The 15813-nt window shown below is 44.7% G+C and carries 15 protein-coding genes and 1 pseudogene; 5 read left to right on the top strand and 11 right to left on the bottom strand.

What is annotated here, in order from left to right:
* Window positions 1-10 precede the first annotated feature (10 nt).
* On the bottom strand, window positions 11-862 hold the full coding sequence (locus GPK58_RS00095; RefSeq protein ID WP_059085399.1) for a sigma-E processing peptidase SpoIIGA: 852 nt from the start codon (window positions 860-862) through the stop codon (window positions 11-13).
* Between the two features lie 297 nt (window positions 863-1159).
* Here GPK58_RS00095 and GPK58_RS00100 point away from each other — a divergent pair, with 297 nt between their 5' ends.
* Window positions 1160-2026, top strand: coding sequence for a shikimate dehydrogenase (locus GPK58_RS00100; protein WP_022427354.1), 867 nt, complete (start codon window positions 1160-1162; stop codon window positions 2024-2026).
* 126 nt (window positions 2027-2152) lie between these two features.
* Here GPK58_RS00100 and thrS read toward each other — a convergent pair whose 3' ends face one another.
* The 3 genes from thrS to GPK58_RS00115 all read right to left on the bottom strand — a co-directional run bounded on the left by thrS (window position 2153) and on the right by GPK58_RS00115 (window position 5527).
* Window positions 2153-4114 carry a threonine--tRNA ligase gene (gene thrS / locus GPK58_RS00105; protein WP_215637983.1) on the bottom strand — a complete coding sequence of 654 codons (1962 nt, stop codon included), beginning with the start codon at window positions 4112-4114 and terminating at the stop codon, window positions 2153-2155.
* A gap of 421 nt (window positions 4115-4535) precedes the next feature.
* The gene (locus GPK58_RS00110) at window positions 4536-5018 is read right to left on the bottom strand and encodes a YdcF family protein (protein ID WP_215637986.1); all 483 of its coding nucleotides are present in this window, start codon (window positions 5016-5018) and stop codon (window positions 4536-4538) included.
* A complete protein-coding gene (locus GPK58_RS00115) occupies window positions 5018-5527 on the bottom strand; it encodes an SEC-C metal-binding domain-containing protein (protein ID WP_015527105.1) in 510 nt (169 codons plus the stop codon). The genes GPK58_RS00110 and GPK58_RS00115 overlap by 1 nt, the downstream gene beginning before the upstream one ends.
* Window positions 5528-5958: 431 nt before the next feature.
* On the opposite strand from GPK58_RS00115, the pseudogene GPK58_RS00120 reads away from it, so the two are divergent.
* The 4 genes and pseudogenes from GPK58_RS00120 to GPK58_RS00135 form a co-directional block, all read left to right on the top strand.
* Window positions 5959-7036, top strand: a pseudogene (locus GPK58_RS00120) (IS1380 family transposase); the annotation flags it as partial.
* A 217-nt stretch (window positions 7037-7253) separates the two neighbouring features.
* Window positions 7254-7541 (top strand): hypothetical protein, encoded by a 288-nt coding sequence (locus GPK58_RS00125; protein WP_022426145.1) that lies wholly within the window; start codon window positions 7254-7256, stop codon window positions 7539-7541.
* 343 nt (window positions 7542-7884) lie between these two features.
* Window positions 7885-8082 (top strand): hypothetical protein, encoded by a 198-nt coding sequence (locus GPK58_RS00130; protein WP_173741609.1) that lies wholly within the window; start codon window positions 7885-7887, stop codon window positions 8080-8082.
* Window positions 8057-8431 carry a helix-turn-helix transcriptional regulator gene (locus GPK58_RS00135; RefSeq protein WP_215637987.1) on the top strand — a complete coding sequence of 125 codons (375 nt, stop codon included), beginning with the start codon at window positions 8057-8059 and terminating at the stop codon, window positions 8429-8431. The genes GPK58_RS00130 and GPK58_RS00135 overlap by 26 nt, the downstream gene beginning before the upstream one ends.
* A gap of 134 nt (window positions 8432-8565) precedes the next feature.
* Here the strand turns inward: GPK58_RS00135 and GPK58_RS00140 are convergent, their stop codons facing one another.
* From GPK58_RS00140 to GPK58_RS00170, 7 genes are all read right to left on the bottom strand, one after another.
* Window positions 8566-9387, bottom strand: coding sequence for an HAD-IA family hydrolase (locus tag GPK58_RS00140; protein ID WP_015527102.1), 822 nt, complete (start codon window positions 9385-9387; stop codon window positions 8566-8568).
* A gap of 134 nt (window positions 9388-9521) precedes the next feature.
* Window positions 9522-10796 (bottom strand): adenylosuccinate synthase, encoded by a 1275-nt coding sequence (locus GPK58_RS00145; protein ID WP_022426147.1) that lies wholly within the window; start codon window positions 10794-10796, stop codon window positions 9522-9524.
* Window positions 10797-10916: 120 nt separating this feature from the next.
* Window positions 10917-12350, bottom strand: coding sequence for an adenylosuccinate lyase (gene purB / locus GPK58_RS00150; RefSeq protein ID WP_173740406.1), 1434 nt, complete (start codon window positions 12348-12350; stop codon window positions 10917-10919).
* Window positions 12351-12472: 122 nt separating this feature from the next.
* Entirely contained in the window at window positions 12473-13165 is a 693-nt protein-coding gene (locus GPK58_RS00155; RefSeq protein ID WP_021652351.1) for an amino acid ABC transporter ATP-binding protein, read from the bottom strand.
* A 21-nt stretch (window positions 13166-13186) separates the two neighbouring features.
* The gene (locus tag GPK58_RS00160; protein WP_022426149.1) at window positions 13187-13837 is read right to left on the bottom strand and encodes an amino acid ABC transporter permease; all 651 of its coding nucleotides are present in this window, start codon (window positions 13835-13837) and stop codon (window positions 13187-13189) included.
* A gap of 229 nt (window positions 13838-14066) precedes the next feature.
* The gene (locus GPK58_RS00165) at window positions 14067-14957 is read right to left on the bottom strand and encodes an amino acid ABC transporter substrate-binding protein (protein ID WP_215637989.1); all 891 of its coding nucleotides are present in this window, start codon (window positions 14955-14957) and stop codon (window positions 14067-14069) included.
* Between the two features lie 92 nt (window positions 14958-15049).
* The gene (locus tag GPK58_RS00170; protein WP_059085394.1) at window positions 15050-15772 is read right to left on the bottom strand and encodes a LytR/AlgR family response regulator transcription factor; all 723 of its coding nucleotides are present in this window, start codon (window positions 15770-15772) and stop codon (window positions 15050-15052) included.
* Between the last annotated feature and the right edge of the window lie 41 nt (window positions 15773-15813).

Genomic DNA, 15813 nt, shown 5'->3' on the forward strand with positions numbered 1-15813 from the left:
AGCCCCCTTCTCAATTTAATAGTCTGGAATTCAAAAGTATCTCGTACTCTTCTCCCAAAGCTGAGGGCTCGGATGTTATGGCAAGCACCGGTTTTCCTACATGTACCACCCTTTCGGGAGTCTGGATCAGAAGTTCATCAAGGATCACTGCCAGCAGCAGTCCTTTTTTTCCATCTGCGGTATGACAGCTCAGAAAATGCGGCTGCAGACTGACAAATCCTGTATTTTCCAGTGCCTCTGGTTTATCTTTAATATCCATCAGTTTTTTCACCTGCTCTTTCGATATCAGGCTTCCCAAAAGTTCCTGTTTGATGATCGATACCGGCTGTTTTTTCACAGGATCCATAAGGAGATTTCCGGTATCATAAAAGCCGTATGTCTGCTGCAGCTTCCCCTGATATTTCAAAGTGACCGGAAAAATATTTCTTCTTCCAAACCGGAAGGTCTCGGTCACACATCCCAGAGTATAAAGTGTGCCATAAATCCCTGCCAGAAAAAGCAGAAATATTTTCACCGTCATGGTTCTTTCCGTTTCCAGTGCCTGATAGATCCCGCCAACCACAAAAGCTGTGAAATACAGAGCCAGAATGGTTTTTACAAGAAGGCCGCCTTTTTTCAGTCGAAAAGCAAACGACGCCATAAAAAAAGCGCAGCCGCCATGGATCAGTACAGCGGCAGGAAAAATGATCTTAAAAGGTGCACATACAAGCAGGCAGGATACAAAAGATCCAAAGGCAGCGGATATCACACATCTTCTGCGTTTCCCGTCAAGATGCAGAAATTTTCCCACAAGTCTTAAAAGCATGTAATCCATAAGGAAATTCGTCATAAAAACGATATCTATGTATATCCTCTGATACATAAGCTTCCCCCACTGCTGTTTCGTCTACCATCGATTCTCAACTTTGGTAAGTGCATTTATTATAGGGCAGGCTCTTTGCATATTTTGTCAAATCCGGATGTCGATTCTTCTAACTTATCGGGTCGTTTCTGTCTGTATCGACATTTATAGATTTTTTCTATGAATCAGCGACAAAAATGTATAAATTTCCGTACAATATTTGTATTTGTTGATTTTCGCACTTTATAGTGCTAAAATATTTTTTATTATATTTCGTAAAGAAATTCTATTATATGAGATACAGGAGGGAATCGAACAATGATCAATATTACCGGACATACCGGGCTTACCGGCCTTCTGGGAAGCCCCGTGGCACACAGCGTATCACCTTTAATGCACAATGAGGCATTCCGTTATCTTGGACTTGATTATGTGTATCTCTGTTTTGATGTAACAGAGGAGACCCTTCCCCAGGCTGTGGAAGGACTGAAAGCCTGTGGGATCAAGGGCTTTAACCTGACCATGCCAAACAAGAATAAGATCGTGGAGCTTCTGGACGAGCTTTCTCCCACTGCCCAGCTGATCGGAGCGGTAAATACCGTACGCAACGACAATGGAAAATTAAAGGGGTTTAATACGGATGGTTATGGATTTACCCAGTCTGCCAGAGATGCCGGCTGTGATGTAAAGGGGCGCACTATCACCGTTATGGGTGTCGGCGGTGCCGGAATGGCGATCTGCGGCCAGTCCGCCCTGGAGGGTGCAAAAAAGATCCATGTTTTTGCACGTCCTACCAGCCGTTACTGGGAACGTGCTGCTGCCATGGCAGAAAAAATGTCTCATATGACAGAATGTGAGATGATCCTTCATGAGATGGATGATCACACTGCGCTGAAGGACGCACTGGAGGAAAGCAATCTCCTCATCAATGCAACTTCTGTGGGAATGGTCCCGGATGTGACAGGCACCGTGATCCCGGACAAGACTCTGTTCCATCCGGAGCTTACCGTAGCCGATGTTGTATATGAGCCAAGAGAAACAAGACTTCTCAGGGAAGCCCGGGAAGCCGGATGTCCGACCTTTAACGGAATGTACATGCTGCTCCACCAGGGTGTAAAGGCTTTCCACATCTGGACCGGACTGGACATGCCGGTTGAACTCGTCAGGGAGAAATATTTTAAATAAAAAATATCCGGCAATACTGACCGCCTCCGCATCACAGCGTGGCCTCAATATTGCCGGATCAAAAATAAAGGCGGCCCGCCTATCACACGGGTCGCCTTTTATTTATCCGTCAATCATCTGTTTTGTTTATTTCTTCTCTTCCTGAACCTCGATCTTACGGATCGTCTTGTTCTTGATCTCTTCTTTGATGAAGTTAATGAACTCACCAAGCTCTTTCATTCCCTCATCGCCAAGATAGCGGCTTCTTACGGAAACCTTACCCTCTTCTTCCTCTTTTGCACCAACGATAAGCATGTAAGGTACTCTCTCAAGACGTGCCTCACGGATCTTGTATCCCATCTTCTCGGAACGTCCGTCTACAGAGCAGCGGATCCCTGCTTCTCTCATCTGGGCTTCAACCTTCTGTGCATAATCGTTATACTTCTCGGAGATCGGGATCACACGAACCTGCTCCGGGCAGAGCCATGTCGGGAACATTCCTGCGTATTTCTCAATAAGCCATGCCAGTGTTCTCTCATAGCATCCCATGGATGTACGGTGGATGATGTACGGACGCTGTTTGTCGCCATTCTCATCGATATAGTACATATCAAACTGCTCTGCAAGAAGTGCATCCCACTGGATCGTGATCATGGTGTCTTCTTTTCCGTATACGTTCTTTGCGTTGATATCAACCTTCGGTCCGTAGAAAGCAGCCTCGCCCACATCCTCTGTGAATGGAATGTTCAGCTCCTCAAGCATCTGGCGGATATGGCCTTCTGTCTCTTCCCATACCTCCGGCTCACCGATGTATTTCTCTTTGTTTGTCGGATCCCATTTGGAAAGATGATAGGTTACATCTTCCTCAACACCAAGTACCTGCAGACAGTACTGGGCAAGTGCGATACAGTCTTTGAACTCTTTTACCATCTGGTCCGGTCTTACGATCAGATGTCCCTCGGAAATAGTAAACTGACGAACTCGTGTCAGGCCATGCATCTCTCCGGAATCCTCATTACGGAACAGTGTGGAGGTCTCGCCGAGACGGATCGGCAGATCACGGTAGCTGTGCTGCTCTGCTTTGTATACATAGTACTGGAACGGACATGTCATCGGACGAAGTGCATAAACCTCTTTGTCCTTCTCCTCATCACCAAGTACGAACATACCATCTTTGTAATGATCCCAGTGTCCGGAGATCTTGTAAAGATCGCTCTTTGCCATAAGAGGAGTTTTTGTTCTTACGTATCCACGCTTTGTCTCCTCATCCTCGATCCAGCGCTGAAGCTCCTGCATCATGATCACACCGTTTGGCATGATAAGCGGAAGTCCCTGTCCGATCACATCTACAGTTGTGAAGATCTTCATCTCACGGCCAAGCTTGTTATGATCACGTCTCTTTGCTTCTTCCATCTGCTCCAGATGCTCTTTCAGCTCATCCTTTGTAGCATAGGCTGTTCCGTAGATACGTGTAAGCATTGCGTTCTTCTCACTGCCTCTCCAGTATGCGCTGGAAGAAGAAAGAAGTTTGAATGCCTTGATGCCTTTTACACTCATCAGGTGTGGGCCTGCACAGAGGTCTGTCCAGTCTCCCTGTGAATAGAAGGAAATCTCTTCTCCCTCCGGAAGATCCTCGATCAGCTCAACCTTGTATGGCTCATTTTTCTCTTTAAAGTATGCGATGGCATCCTCACGGGATTTTGTAAAACGCTCGATCTTTGCGCCTTTTTTGATGATCTTTTTCATCTCTTTCTCAATGGCGTCAAGATCCTCACGTGAAAATGGCTCGTGGTCGAAATCATAGTAGAAGCCTGTATCAATGGATGGTCCGATGGCAACCTTTGCCTCCGGGTATAAGTTCTGTACAGCCTGTGCCATTACGTGAGATGCTGTATGACGGAGAACTGCAAGGCCCTTCTCGTCTTTCGCTGTAAGGATATTCAACTCACAGTCGCTGTCAAGAACTGTACGAAGATCTACGACCTCTCCGTTTACTTCTCCTGCACATGCAGCACGTGCAAGGCCTTCGCTGATGTCATATGCGATATCGATCACAGCTTTTGCTTCTGCATATTCTTTTTTTGAGCCGTCTTTTAATGTAATGATCATTGTTTTTTCTCCTTTCATTTTAAATGAAGTTTCTATGGTACACAGTATGTGTCTGCTTTTGCAAGAGATTCTGCAATAAAAAAATCCCTCACAGTACATCACATACTGTAAGGGACGAGTTCATTCATTCTCGCGGTTCCACCCTGCTTGCTCTGCTGCCCGGTCATGCCAGGATGCAAAGCCTCTCAATTATGATGATAACGGAATCACCGGACCGGATTGGGGCCACTCGGAGGTAGTCTTCGGCTGTTTCCCGATAAGATGTTTCCAGCACTTCACATCTCTCTCTGTAACGTTTCACAGCTTACTCGTCTCGTCAGCGTGTTTTTTATTTCTTTTTCTGTGGTTCATTATAAGCGCAGTATTTTTATTTGTCAACGCATGTTGACAAAATTTTTGAGATTTCTCTTCTCGCACAGATCTACAGATTTCCCATGAGTTTGTCTTTGATAATAGCCAGAATCTCACGGGGAATGTAGATAAAAAGACGCCAGCTTCGATACCTGGAAGGTACCATGGTCACTTCCCGGAATCCACATTTTCTTGCAATGGCTGCTCCTCTCCATACATGAAAATTGTTCGTCACCACGCCTACGGAACAGTCTGTGGTTCCGATCCTTCTGCGGCTGAATTCCAAATTCTCTTTCGTACTGGTAGATTCTTCTTCCCGTATCAGTCTGTCCCCGTTTATTCCGTGACCGGTAAGGTAGCGATACATGGCCTCTGCCTCGGAAATGTTTTCTCCATCGCCTTTTCCTCCGGAGAGCACTGCCTTCGTACCCGGATTTTCTTCAAGATAAAGAAGGGCCCTTCTGGCTCGTTCCAGAAGGGCAAGTGTCATCCGTGTTCCGTCCACATGGGCACCTAACACGATAATGTAATCCAGATTCTTCTTTACGCTCATTATCTTCCGCAGCAGTGTTTGTATTTCTTGCCGCTTCCGCATGGGCACGGATCGTTTCTTCCGACCTTGTGCGGTTTCACAACTGTGCCGGATTTCTTCTGCTCCATGTAGAGGGTTTTCTTTTTCTCTTCTGTGAAGATCTTGTCCCACTGAGGAAGGTTGTAAAGCCAGTCAGCCTTGGCATCTACCATGTTCTTATAGAGTGCCTCTTTATCAAATGCAAGGTTTACCTTGGTATCCTCATCCATAGTCTCGATCGGGTTCGGAACCTTCAGACTGTCATTGATTCCGTCAAGGAAACCAACCATAGTCATAACGTCCTGACCGTATTTCTCAGCAAGCTCTTTTACAGTTCCGGAAACAACCTCATCCGGGTTCTCAAGAAGCTGCTCATAAATATTCTTCTCAATGTTAAAATAATTTGCCCAGAAGCGCTGAAGCTTATTCTTATCTGCATTCTGATTATAAGCAATGGAACGCCACTGCTCAAGAATTGTCATATCGCTCATTGTCTGATCCTCTTTTCCCAAATTTTAGATAAATAAGACGGAGATTTATATTCCGCTTCGCAATTTCTATTTATTATATCATCTTTTGGCGAAGAAATCAAATACATCTGTTTCATATCAGTTTTGAAAGGTAAATTTATTTTATAGCCTACCCATTTTGTGATTTCACATATTTACACATTTCTTATAAATTTAGGAAAGTTATCCACATTGAATGATTACACGGATTCCCTCTCTAAAAAAATGTGCATAAATTTGTGTTTTCCTCTTGGCAGGCATCACCTTCTTTGCTAAAATTAAATCAGTTTAGAACTGCTCTATGTAGCTCCACTTTTATATCTTCCCTGAATCCGTGAAGTTGATTTCTTCACAGGCTCCTTAAATCCTATAATTTCAAGATTTTGCGATACTCTGTTGTTCAATATCATTATTCACCCAACCGGTCTCAGCATCAGATTAAGAACGGTGATATTGTACTCACTTACCTTGGAATGCTTTGCATGGGCAGAATGTTGAGATGCTCCTTACAAACAAAATACAACCGACAGCTCTTGCAAATGGTCTTGTTCCGGTAGATATCGATGTGACACCTATGGATAATTCGAAATCCAAAAAGGAAGGTGTTTCACGAACCTACAAAGAGGTGACGGCTATGCGCCTATGATGGCATATATAGGTACAGAGGGGTACGCCATCAATTTCGAACTCCGTGAAGGAAAACAGCATTGTCAGAAGGGGACGGTTAAATTTCCGCAGGAAACAATAACGCTTTGCCACAAACTGACAGATAAGCCGCTGTTGATTCGCCTTGATTCCGGCAATGACTCCATCGACAATGTTGCTGTTCTGATGGATGCAGGCTGCTTTTTTATTATCAAGCGGAACCTTCGCCGGGAAAACACGGATGATTGGTTTGAAATAGCAAAGCAGTACTGCCAGAATATAAACAGTCCCAGAGATGGAAAAACTGTTTATATAGGCAGTAACTGGAGAACCGTTACCAATAAGCAGTTCAATAAAGAGTTTACACTCCGTACCGGCTACGAGATTACGGAACGAACCATTGATAAATATGGTCAGTTCAATCTGGTTCCCGATGTTGAAGTTGAAACCTGGTGGACAAACCTTGGTGACCCGGATGAGGAAATCATCCGTCTGTATCATGCCCATGGAGAATGTGAGCAGTTTCATAGTGAGGTAAAAACTGACATGGATCTGGAGCGACTTCCATCTGGAAAGTTCACGACCAATGCACTGATACTCGAATTGGGGATGATCGCATATAACATTCTCCGTATGATCGGTCAGGGCACAATTGGAGGACGAACACCTTGTCAGAAGAGGGATGTTAAACGCCGTCGTTTACGCACAGTTATCAGCAGCCTGATCATGATGGCAGGCCATGTAACCATGCATGCACGCCAGTTGATAATCGGCCTTGGAAAAAGCAACGTCTGGCGGCATATATTTTCTGATATCTGTCAGAAATATGCTGTCACAAACGCATAAGTAACAAAGCAATTTTATAGTAGGCTTATTTCGTGTACCTTTTTTTGCCCAATGAGCGCTTGGAGTCACGACATTGGTATTGAAAATAGACAGGGAAGTATATTTTTATCATGGAACCAACTTGCCCTTGGCAGGTTGGTTCACTTAAAGGATGAATTTCACGGATTCAGGAAATTATTTATTCTTATATATGTACATATAGCACGGAGGTGGTTTTATGAAGTATATTCAGGATAATGGGAAAATTAAATTATGTGAAACTGATAATATGGATCATCTTGTGCGGTTAACACAAACGTTGAATGAAAATAATATTCCTTATGAAACCAGATTGAAAAAAGCAACATTTATCAATAATCTTTTTTTCTTGATTTTTTATCATACTTTTGCATCGGGAATTGATCATAAGAATGAAACAACATGTATTTATGTACTAGAAAAGGATTTTGATGCTGCCAAAAAAGCAATAGTAAACTACAGAGAGACTGCGAGAAAAAGTCTGTAAATAAGATTCTTCTATGATAATGAAGGGTGAAAAGTTCTTTCACAGAGCTTTTTACCCTTGCTTTATATATAACAGGTGCAAATCTGCATGTCAAGAGCAGGCGGATTTTCCGCCTGTCTTAACTGTTTCAGAGTTACTGTTCACTCCCAATGTCATTTACTTAAGGAATTTCCTTGTAAAAAAAGGATTTTGATATGGATCACTTAAAAGAACTCTACCATCTCAGATGGTCACAGGAAACAGCATACCGGAATCTAAAATACCCACTATGTTTAAAAGCATTTCATAGCCAAAAGTATGCTTATATTGTACAGGAAGTATTTGCCAGGGTACCCATGTGCTTTTGTTACCGTTAGCAGTAACTGCCCATGTGCTGTACCGCAAGACCGTGGGAAATTATCCGATCTTTCACAGTGGAAATGATGCACAGATCCATGACATGCTGGAAAATCTCTATATCGAATATCTCGGCCACGCAAAATACAGCTGCACCTTTCTCAACTCCATTCTGGGCCATGCTGCTGCGTTTTCACGAAAATGATATTGAATCCATCCTTACAAAGGACAGCACCGGAAATTCTGTAACGGAAATCCTCAACTACCTGAACCGTCACTACCAGAGCGTTACCTTACGTGAAGCTGCGAAGCATTTTGGCTATAGTACTTCCCACTTCAGTACCCTGATCAGGGAAAGTACCGAACGGACATTTTTACAGATCATCCGGGATATCAAGCTGAACCAGGCATGTCATGCTCTGCGTGAAACCTCTCTCAGCAATCTTGCGATCTGTGAACTTGTAGGGTATGAAAGTCCGGAGCATTTCATACGTACTTTTAAAAAAACATATGGAATGACTCCCGATGAATACCGGAAGAAGAACAGGGAATAAAAGATTACAAGATCTTATATATTTTCTGTATAACAGATGCCGTTCCGGGAGATACTTATCATATCCTCCCCTTTAGAATGCAGAGGGCTTCGCGATGGTGCAGGCCCTCTGCATTTCTCTTTTCACACTGAAGGTCATTTCACACCAAGCTTCTCAAGCGCCTTCGCCGCCTGCTTCAGATTCTCAAACTGGATGGTATGAATACCGGCTTTTCCGGCTCCCTCACAGTTCACGGCACGATCATCCAGAAATACCGATTTCTCCGGTTTCAGGCTGTAACGCTTCAGAAGTGTTTTATAAATATCCACCTCAGGCTTGATCTGCTGCACATCACAGGAAAATACCACTCCATCCATATATTTCAGAAAAGACATATCCTGCTTTGTACGATCCAGCATATAAGTTCCGTAGTTGGAAAGGACATAGAGATGATATCCCTGATTTTTGAGATATTTCACCCAGGTTTCCGCATAATCATACAGATGCATACACTCCGGATCACGTCGTACCACCTCACGGATATCTGCTTCATATTCCGGTGCACTTTCCACAAATTTATCTACATACCAGGACTCCTCATGCTGTCCACGGTCCTGTTCCTCCCAGATCGGGTTTCGAAATACTGCATCTGCGATTTTCTGATACTTTTCTTCCGGGAAGTCATAGCTCCGAAGATACTCTTCCCAGTCATAGCCCATCAGCACATTTCCCACATCAAAAATAATATTCTCGATCATACGGTTTTCATCCTCTCTCGGCTTCTTATTTCCCCAGATCCGGTACGCCATCCAGAAAACATACGCTACGATCGGTACCAGAACGGCTGCCGCAAAAGCCCCCCGGAACAAAGCCTGGGCGTTTTCACTGCTTCCCCAGGCAAATGCCATTGGAAGGCAGAATATAAGAAGTAATATGACAACACCTGCAAGTGCCGCGATTCTTTTAAAATTTTTCATTGAGCTTCCTTTCACATGATACATCCGCTATTCTATCTGTTATTTTAACTGAATATCTCTTTGAACCAAAAGGGCGCCGGAGAAATTCTTCCCCGGCGCTTCCTGTTGTCATAATCCTGATACTGTAAAAATAATTATCTGTAAATGATGTCGTTTCTTCCTGGTCCGTTAGAGATCATTGTAATCGGGAATCCAATATGTTTTTCTACGAACTCTACATATTTTCTGCAGTTCTCCGGAAGATCCTCATATTTTTTGATTCCACGGATATCGCATTTCCATCCCGGAAGCTTCTCAATAACCGGTTTTGCTTTCTCAAGCTGCACAGTTGTCGGGAATTCTGTTGTCACCTCTCCGTCGATCTCATAGCCGGTGCAAACCGGGATCTCATCCAGATATCCCAGAACATCCAGTACTGTAAAAGCAACGTCTGTAGCTCCCTGGAGACGGCATCCGTATTTGGATGCAACACAGTCGAACCATCCCATACGTCTCGGACGGCCTGTAGTAGCACCGAACTCACCACCGTCACCGCCACGTTTTCTCAGCTCATCTGCTTCCTCGCCGAAGATTTCAGAAACGAATGCACCTGCTCCAACTGCACTGGAGTAAGCTTTGCATACGGTTACGACCTTCTTGATCTCATATGGAGGCAGGCCTGCACCGATGGCACCATAAGCAGCCAGTGTGGAAGAGGATGTAACCATCGGATAGATTCCGTGATCCGGGTCTTTCAGAGTTCCAAGCTGTCCCTCAAGAAGAACCTGTTTTCCCTCTTTCAGTGCATTCCAGAGATAGAGCGATACGTCGCATACGTATGGCTCAACCATCTTCTTGTATTCCATCAACTCATTCATGATGTCTTCCGGTTTCAGAAGAGGCTTATGATAGAGATGCTCAAGTGTTACGTTTTTGGTCTCGCAGATACGTACAACCTTCTCTTTCAGTGCTTCCTCATCAAAAAGCTCACTTACCTGGAAGCCGATCTTTGCATATTTGTCAGAATAGAACGGAGCGATTCCGGATTTTGTGGAACCGAAAGCCTTGCCTCCAAGACGCTCCTCTTCATACTGATCGAACAGAATGTGGTAAGACATTACCATCTGTGCTCTGTTGGAGATCAGGATCTTCGGTGCCGGTACTCCACGGCCTACTACTTCGTTGTACTCCTTGAAGAATACCGGAATGTTCAGTGCAACACCGTTTCCGATGACACTGGTCGTATGTCCGTAAAACACACCTGACGGAAGTGTATGAAGTGCGAATTTACCGTAATCATTTACGATGGTGTGGCCCGCATTGGCTCCACCCTGAAATCTTACGATGATATCAGCTTTCTCAGCAAGCATATCTGTGATCTTGCCTTTACCTTCATCTCCCCAGTTTGCTCCTACTACTGCAGTTACCATAACACAGTTCCTCCTTGTGTCTTTCTCTATTATTCGGAACGACATGTTCTCTGCCTGTAATACACAGAGACACGTCATTCCTGTCTGTGTTCATTTCTTAATGTTTATAACATCTTGGAATTATACGTTGATCTCAACCTTAACGCCAAGCAGATCCTTATGTGCATCCAGAACCGGCTGTACCACATTGGCGATAAATGCCTCTGTCTGCTCTTTGGCACGTCCTGTATATCTGGACGGATCCATGGATTTCTGAAGATCCTCAAGAGTCAGGTTAAATGCCGGATCCGCTGCGATCAGCTCAAGAAGATTGTTATCTTTACCCTCTACCTTCACGTTCTTTCCTGCTTCCATGGAAAGCTCACGGATACGCTCATGAAGCTCCTGACGGTCTCCGCCTGCCTTAACTGCATCCATCATGATATTCTCAGTTGCCATAAATGGAAGCTCAGACATCAGTCTCTTCTCGATAACCTTCGGATAAACAACCAGTCCGTCTACAACATTGAGGCAGAGATCCAGGATTCCGTCGATCGCAAGGAATCCTTCCGGAACGCTGAGACGCTTGTTTGCAGAGTCGTCCAGAGTTCTCTCAAACCACTGTGTCGCAGATGTGATCGCCGGGTTCAGTGCATCAATCATCACATATCTGGACAGGGAAGCGATTCTCTCACTTCTCATCGGATTTCTCTTATATGCCATAGCGGAAGATCCGATCTGGGATTTCTCAAATGGCTCCTCTACTTCTTTCAGATGCTGAAGAAGACGGATATCGTTGGACATCTTATGTGCACTTGCAGCGATTCCCGCAAGGATATTCAGCACACGGGTATCAACCTTTCTGGAATAGGTCTGTCCGGAAACCGGATAGCAGGATCTGAATCCCATCTTCTCTGCGATCATCGGATCGATCTTGTCGATGGTCTCCTGATCCCCGTCAAAAAGTTCCAGGAAGCTAGCCTGTGTACCGGTTGTTCCCTTGGAGCCAAGAAGCTTCATAGTGCTTAATACATACTCAAGGTCCTCAAGATCCATCAGGAATTCCTGAGTCCAGAGAGTTGCTCTCTTACCTACGGTTGTCGGCTGTGCCGGCTGGAAATGAGTAAACGCCAGAGTTGGCTGGTCCTTATACTGCGCTGCAAACTTGGAAAGCTCTGCGACCACGTTCACAAGTTTCTTGCGGACAAGTTTCAGTGCCTCTGTCATAACGATGATATCCGTATTATCTCCTACATAACAGGAGGTCGCTCCCAGATGGATGATACCTTTTGCCTTCGGGCACTGTACACCAAACGCATACACGTGAGACATTACATCATGGCGAACCTGACGCTCACGCTCCTTAGCCACATCATAGTTGATATCATCCGCATGAGCTTTCATCTCGTCAATCTGCTCCTGGGTGATGTTAAGGCCAAGCTCACGTTCCGTCTCAGCAAGTGCGATCCACAGCTTTCTCCATGTGCGGAATTTCATGTCCGGGGAAAAAATGTACTGCATCTCTTTGCTTGCGTACCGCTCTGACAGCGGGCTTACATATCTGTCTGTATTCATTATTATCCTCCTGATTACATACATCCGGGCCGGAATGGCGAATGATCCGTTATCTGCCCGAATCTGGTTAATTCACGCCTCTTGAAATTATATAACATTGCCTCTTTAAAAGCAACCGTTTGTTACTCCATACCCTGATGGAATTTTCCCAAAAATTCCTTCATTCTGCCATTTTCGGAAGAAAATACCTCCTGCGGCGTTCCCTCCACTGCGATCACACCCTTATCCATAAAGATGATACGGTCGGAAATATCTCTTGCAAAATTCATTTCATGAGTAACGATCACCATGGTAATATGCTCCTGAGCAAGATCCTTGATAACCTTCAGGATCTCACCGGTCAGCTCCGGGTCAAGTGCAGATGTAGGTTCATCAAAAAACAGGATCTTCGGATTCATACAGAGCGCACGGGCAATGGAAACTCGCTGCTGCTGTCCTCCGGAAAGCTGAAAAGGATATGCCTTCTCCTTGTCTGCAAGGCCCATTTTCTTAAGAAGGCTTCTTGCCTGGGCGTAAACCTCATCTTTCTTTCTCTTCTGCACCTTCAGAGGTGCATCCACTATATTTTTCAGTACGGAAAAATGCGGAAACAGATTGAACTGCTGGAACACCAGTCCCACATCACCGTTTTTGATGATCTCGCCGCTGTCCGGCGTCTCAAGTCCTGTGGCACAACGCAGGATGGTTGACTTGCCGGAACCGGAAGGACCGATGATACTTAAAACTTCTCCCTCTTCCACGTCAAGAGAGATATCTTTGAGAACTTCCAGTCCGTCAAAGCTTTTTTTGATATGTTTCATTTCAAATAATTTCATATTTTATACTCTCCATTCCGGTTAGCGGTAGTAATTCATACTTTTCTCAACCTTCTGCATCACAACAGCCACGATCAGGTTGAACACATAATAAAATATCGCAGCGATCACAAATGGCATCATTGTTGTCTGTGCACTTGCGATCTGCTTGGCAATGGTAAACATCTCCGCAACTGCCACAACAAACGCAAGGGAAGTATCCTTGACCAGCGTAATGACCTCATTTGTAATAGACGGCAAAATCCTTTTGATCACCTGTGGAAGAATGATGCGGAAAAATGTCTGCACCTTATTGTATCCAAGGATCTTTGCAGCTTCATACTGTCCCACCGGCATGGATTCAATGCCGCCGCGATAGATTTCTGCAAAGTAAGCTGCATAGTTGATGGCAAATGCGATAAATACAGCGATCAGACTATATCCCATGGAAATACGGATCCCAAAGATAAAATAAGGGCCGAAATATACCACCATCAGCTGCAGCATCAGCGGCGTTCCTCTCATGATGGATATGTACCCGGATACAATGGTACGGATCACTTTGTTTCTGGACATTCTGCCAAAACAGATCAGAAGTCCCAGCGGCAGAGAAAACAGCAAGGTTACAAAAAAGATCTCAATAGAGACCAGCATTCCTCCTGCCAGCTGCTGGAGCATTACACTAAAACTCATTTTTTTCCTCCTGGTTCGGAGTATCAGTCCCATTTATCGGACTGATACCTGTAATTCCTGTAAACAACAGGAAATGAGCGTGTACGGCAGCTCTTTCTGCGCCGAAGCACCCTCATTTCCTTTTTATGCGGAAGCTTCAAAAGCTTCTGCTATGTTTCTTATTTCTACTGCTGTTGGATAGCTTAAAAAAATATCTTCACAGCTTTTACTGTACCGGATCTGTACCGGATCATTTGGATTCAGAATCGTTTTCTTTCTCTGTGCTGTCTGCACTTTCTTCTGTGTCAGCTTCTGCTGAATCAGAATTCTCTATCTTATCCTTGTCCTCGCTGATGCAGAGCATGCTCTTATCCAGTTCATACTTATCTGCAAGCTTGTCAACCTCACCGGACTCGTCAAGCTTCTTGACCTCATCCCATACGAGATCCTTCAGCTCATCATTTCCCTTCTTGAATCCGATGCCATACTGCTCGTTCTGGATCGGCTCGTCAAGGATCACATATTTATCCTTGCCTCTCTGGGAAAGCTGATAGTTAGCAACACCGATATCAACAGCAACAGCGTCTGCAGCTCCGGAATCAATATTCATAAATGCAGTGTTGTAGTCCGGATTCTCTGTAAGAGATGCAAAGCTGTCCTTCAGTTCCTTATTGTCATCGCTGTTCAATGCGTCCAGTGCAGCGGATGCAGCCTGTACAACTACGTTCTTGCCCTTAAGATCCGCAAGCTTCTCAATTCCGGAATCCTTGGCAACTACGATCACCTGCTCATTGTTGATGTATGGATCACTCCATGTATAGTCATCCTCACGTCCGTTGATAGTAAATCCATTCCATATACAGTCGATCGTTCCGGAGTTCAGCTCCATATCCTTGGAATCCCAGTTGATAGGCTTCTTAACAAGTTCCCAGCCAAGATTATCACATACTTCCTGGGCAAGGTCAAGGTCAAATCCTACATATTCTCCGTTATCATCCTTATATCCGAACGGAGGATATTCAGCATCAAATCCTACGATCAGGGTCTTATCCTCAACACCTGCCTGTACACTCACTCCTGTTACCATCATTCCTATTGTCATCGCTGCCGCCATTACTACTGCAACTGTTCTTTTCTTCATGGTCATTCTCCTTTTTTCGGTTATCTCTTTATCACATGGTCACTCTACCACGCGAAAGCGTATGGTTATAGTAACATACCCCAAAGGAGCTGTCAAGAGCAAACCTTCTGCTCTGCCAGATAATCTTTGTATTTCTTTCTGGCCGTTTTCAGATATGTTCTGGAAATTGGGATTTCCGTCTGTCCGACCACAAAACTGTTCTTCTTAAGTGAAGTTACCTTCTCCATGTTAATACAAAAGCTCTGATGACATCTCAGAAAGCTGCTGTCTGACAGCTGTCCCGAAAAATCCCCCAGCCTGGCTCTGCAGCTGATCTTTTTTCCATCGGTAAGATGAAATGTCACACTGTGAAGACTACTGGATATATATGCCAGATGATCGTGCTGCAGTGTATAAACCTGTTTCCTGTAGCGAAAATACAGCGCTCTTCCGCCTTCACGCCTGCATACCTCCAGGATATGTACCAGAACATGTTCCAGTTCTCCACTTTCAACCGGTTTGACCAGATAGTTATAGGCAAACACTTCAAATGCTTCTTTATAGAATTTTTCATTCTCTGCCACCAGCACAACCGGGATATAATGTCCTTTCAGGCGCATTGTCCGTACAGTTTCCAGACTCCTGCCCTGATCACCATCCAGCCCCAGAAATATCAGATCGCAGATCTTGTGTCCCTCTGCCAGTCCTTTCAGAAGACTCTCTCTGGTCCGATACAGAAGGAGCTCTGCATCAGGGACCAGTGTGGAAAGCTGCCTGTACAGCTTCTGTGCATCCTTTCGTATTTCATCACATATCGCGATCGTCATCACTGCCATTGCCGTGTTTTCCTCCCTCATGCTCTTTCTGATATTAACAT

Origin of the sequence: Blautia sp. MCC270, assembly GCF_018785605.1 — a bacterium.
Classification (GTDB): domain Bacteria; phylum Bacillota; class Clostridia; order Lachnospirales; family Lachnospiraceae; genus Blautia_A; species Blautia_A fusiformis.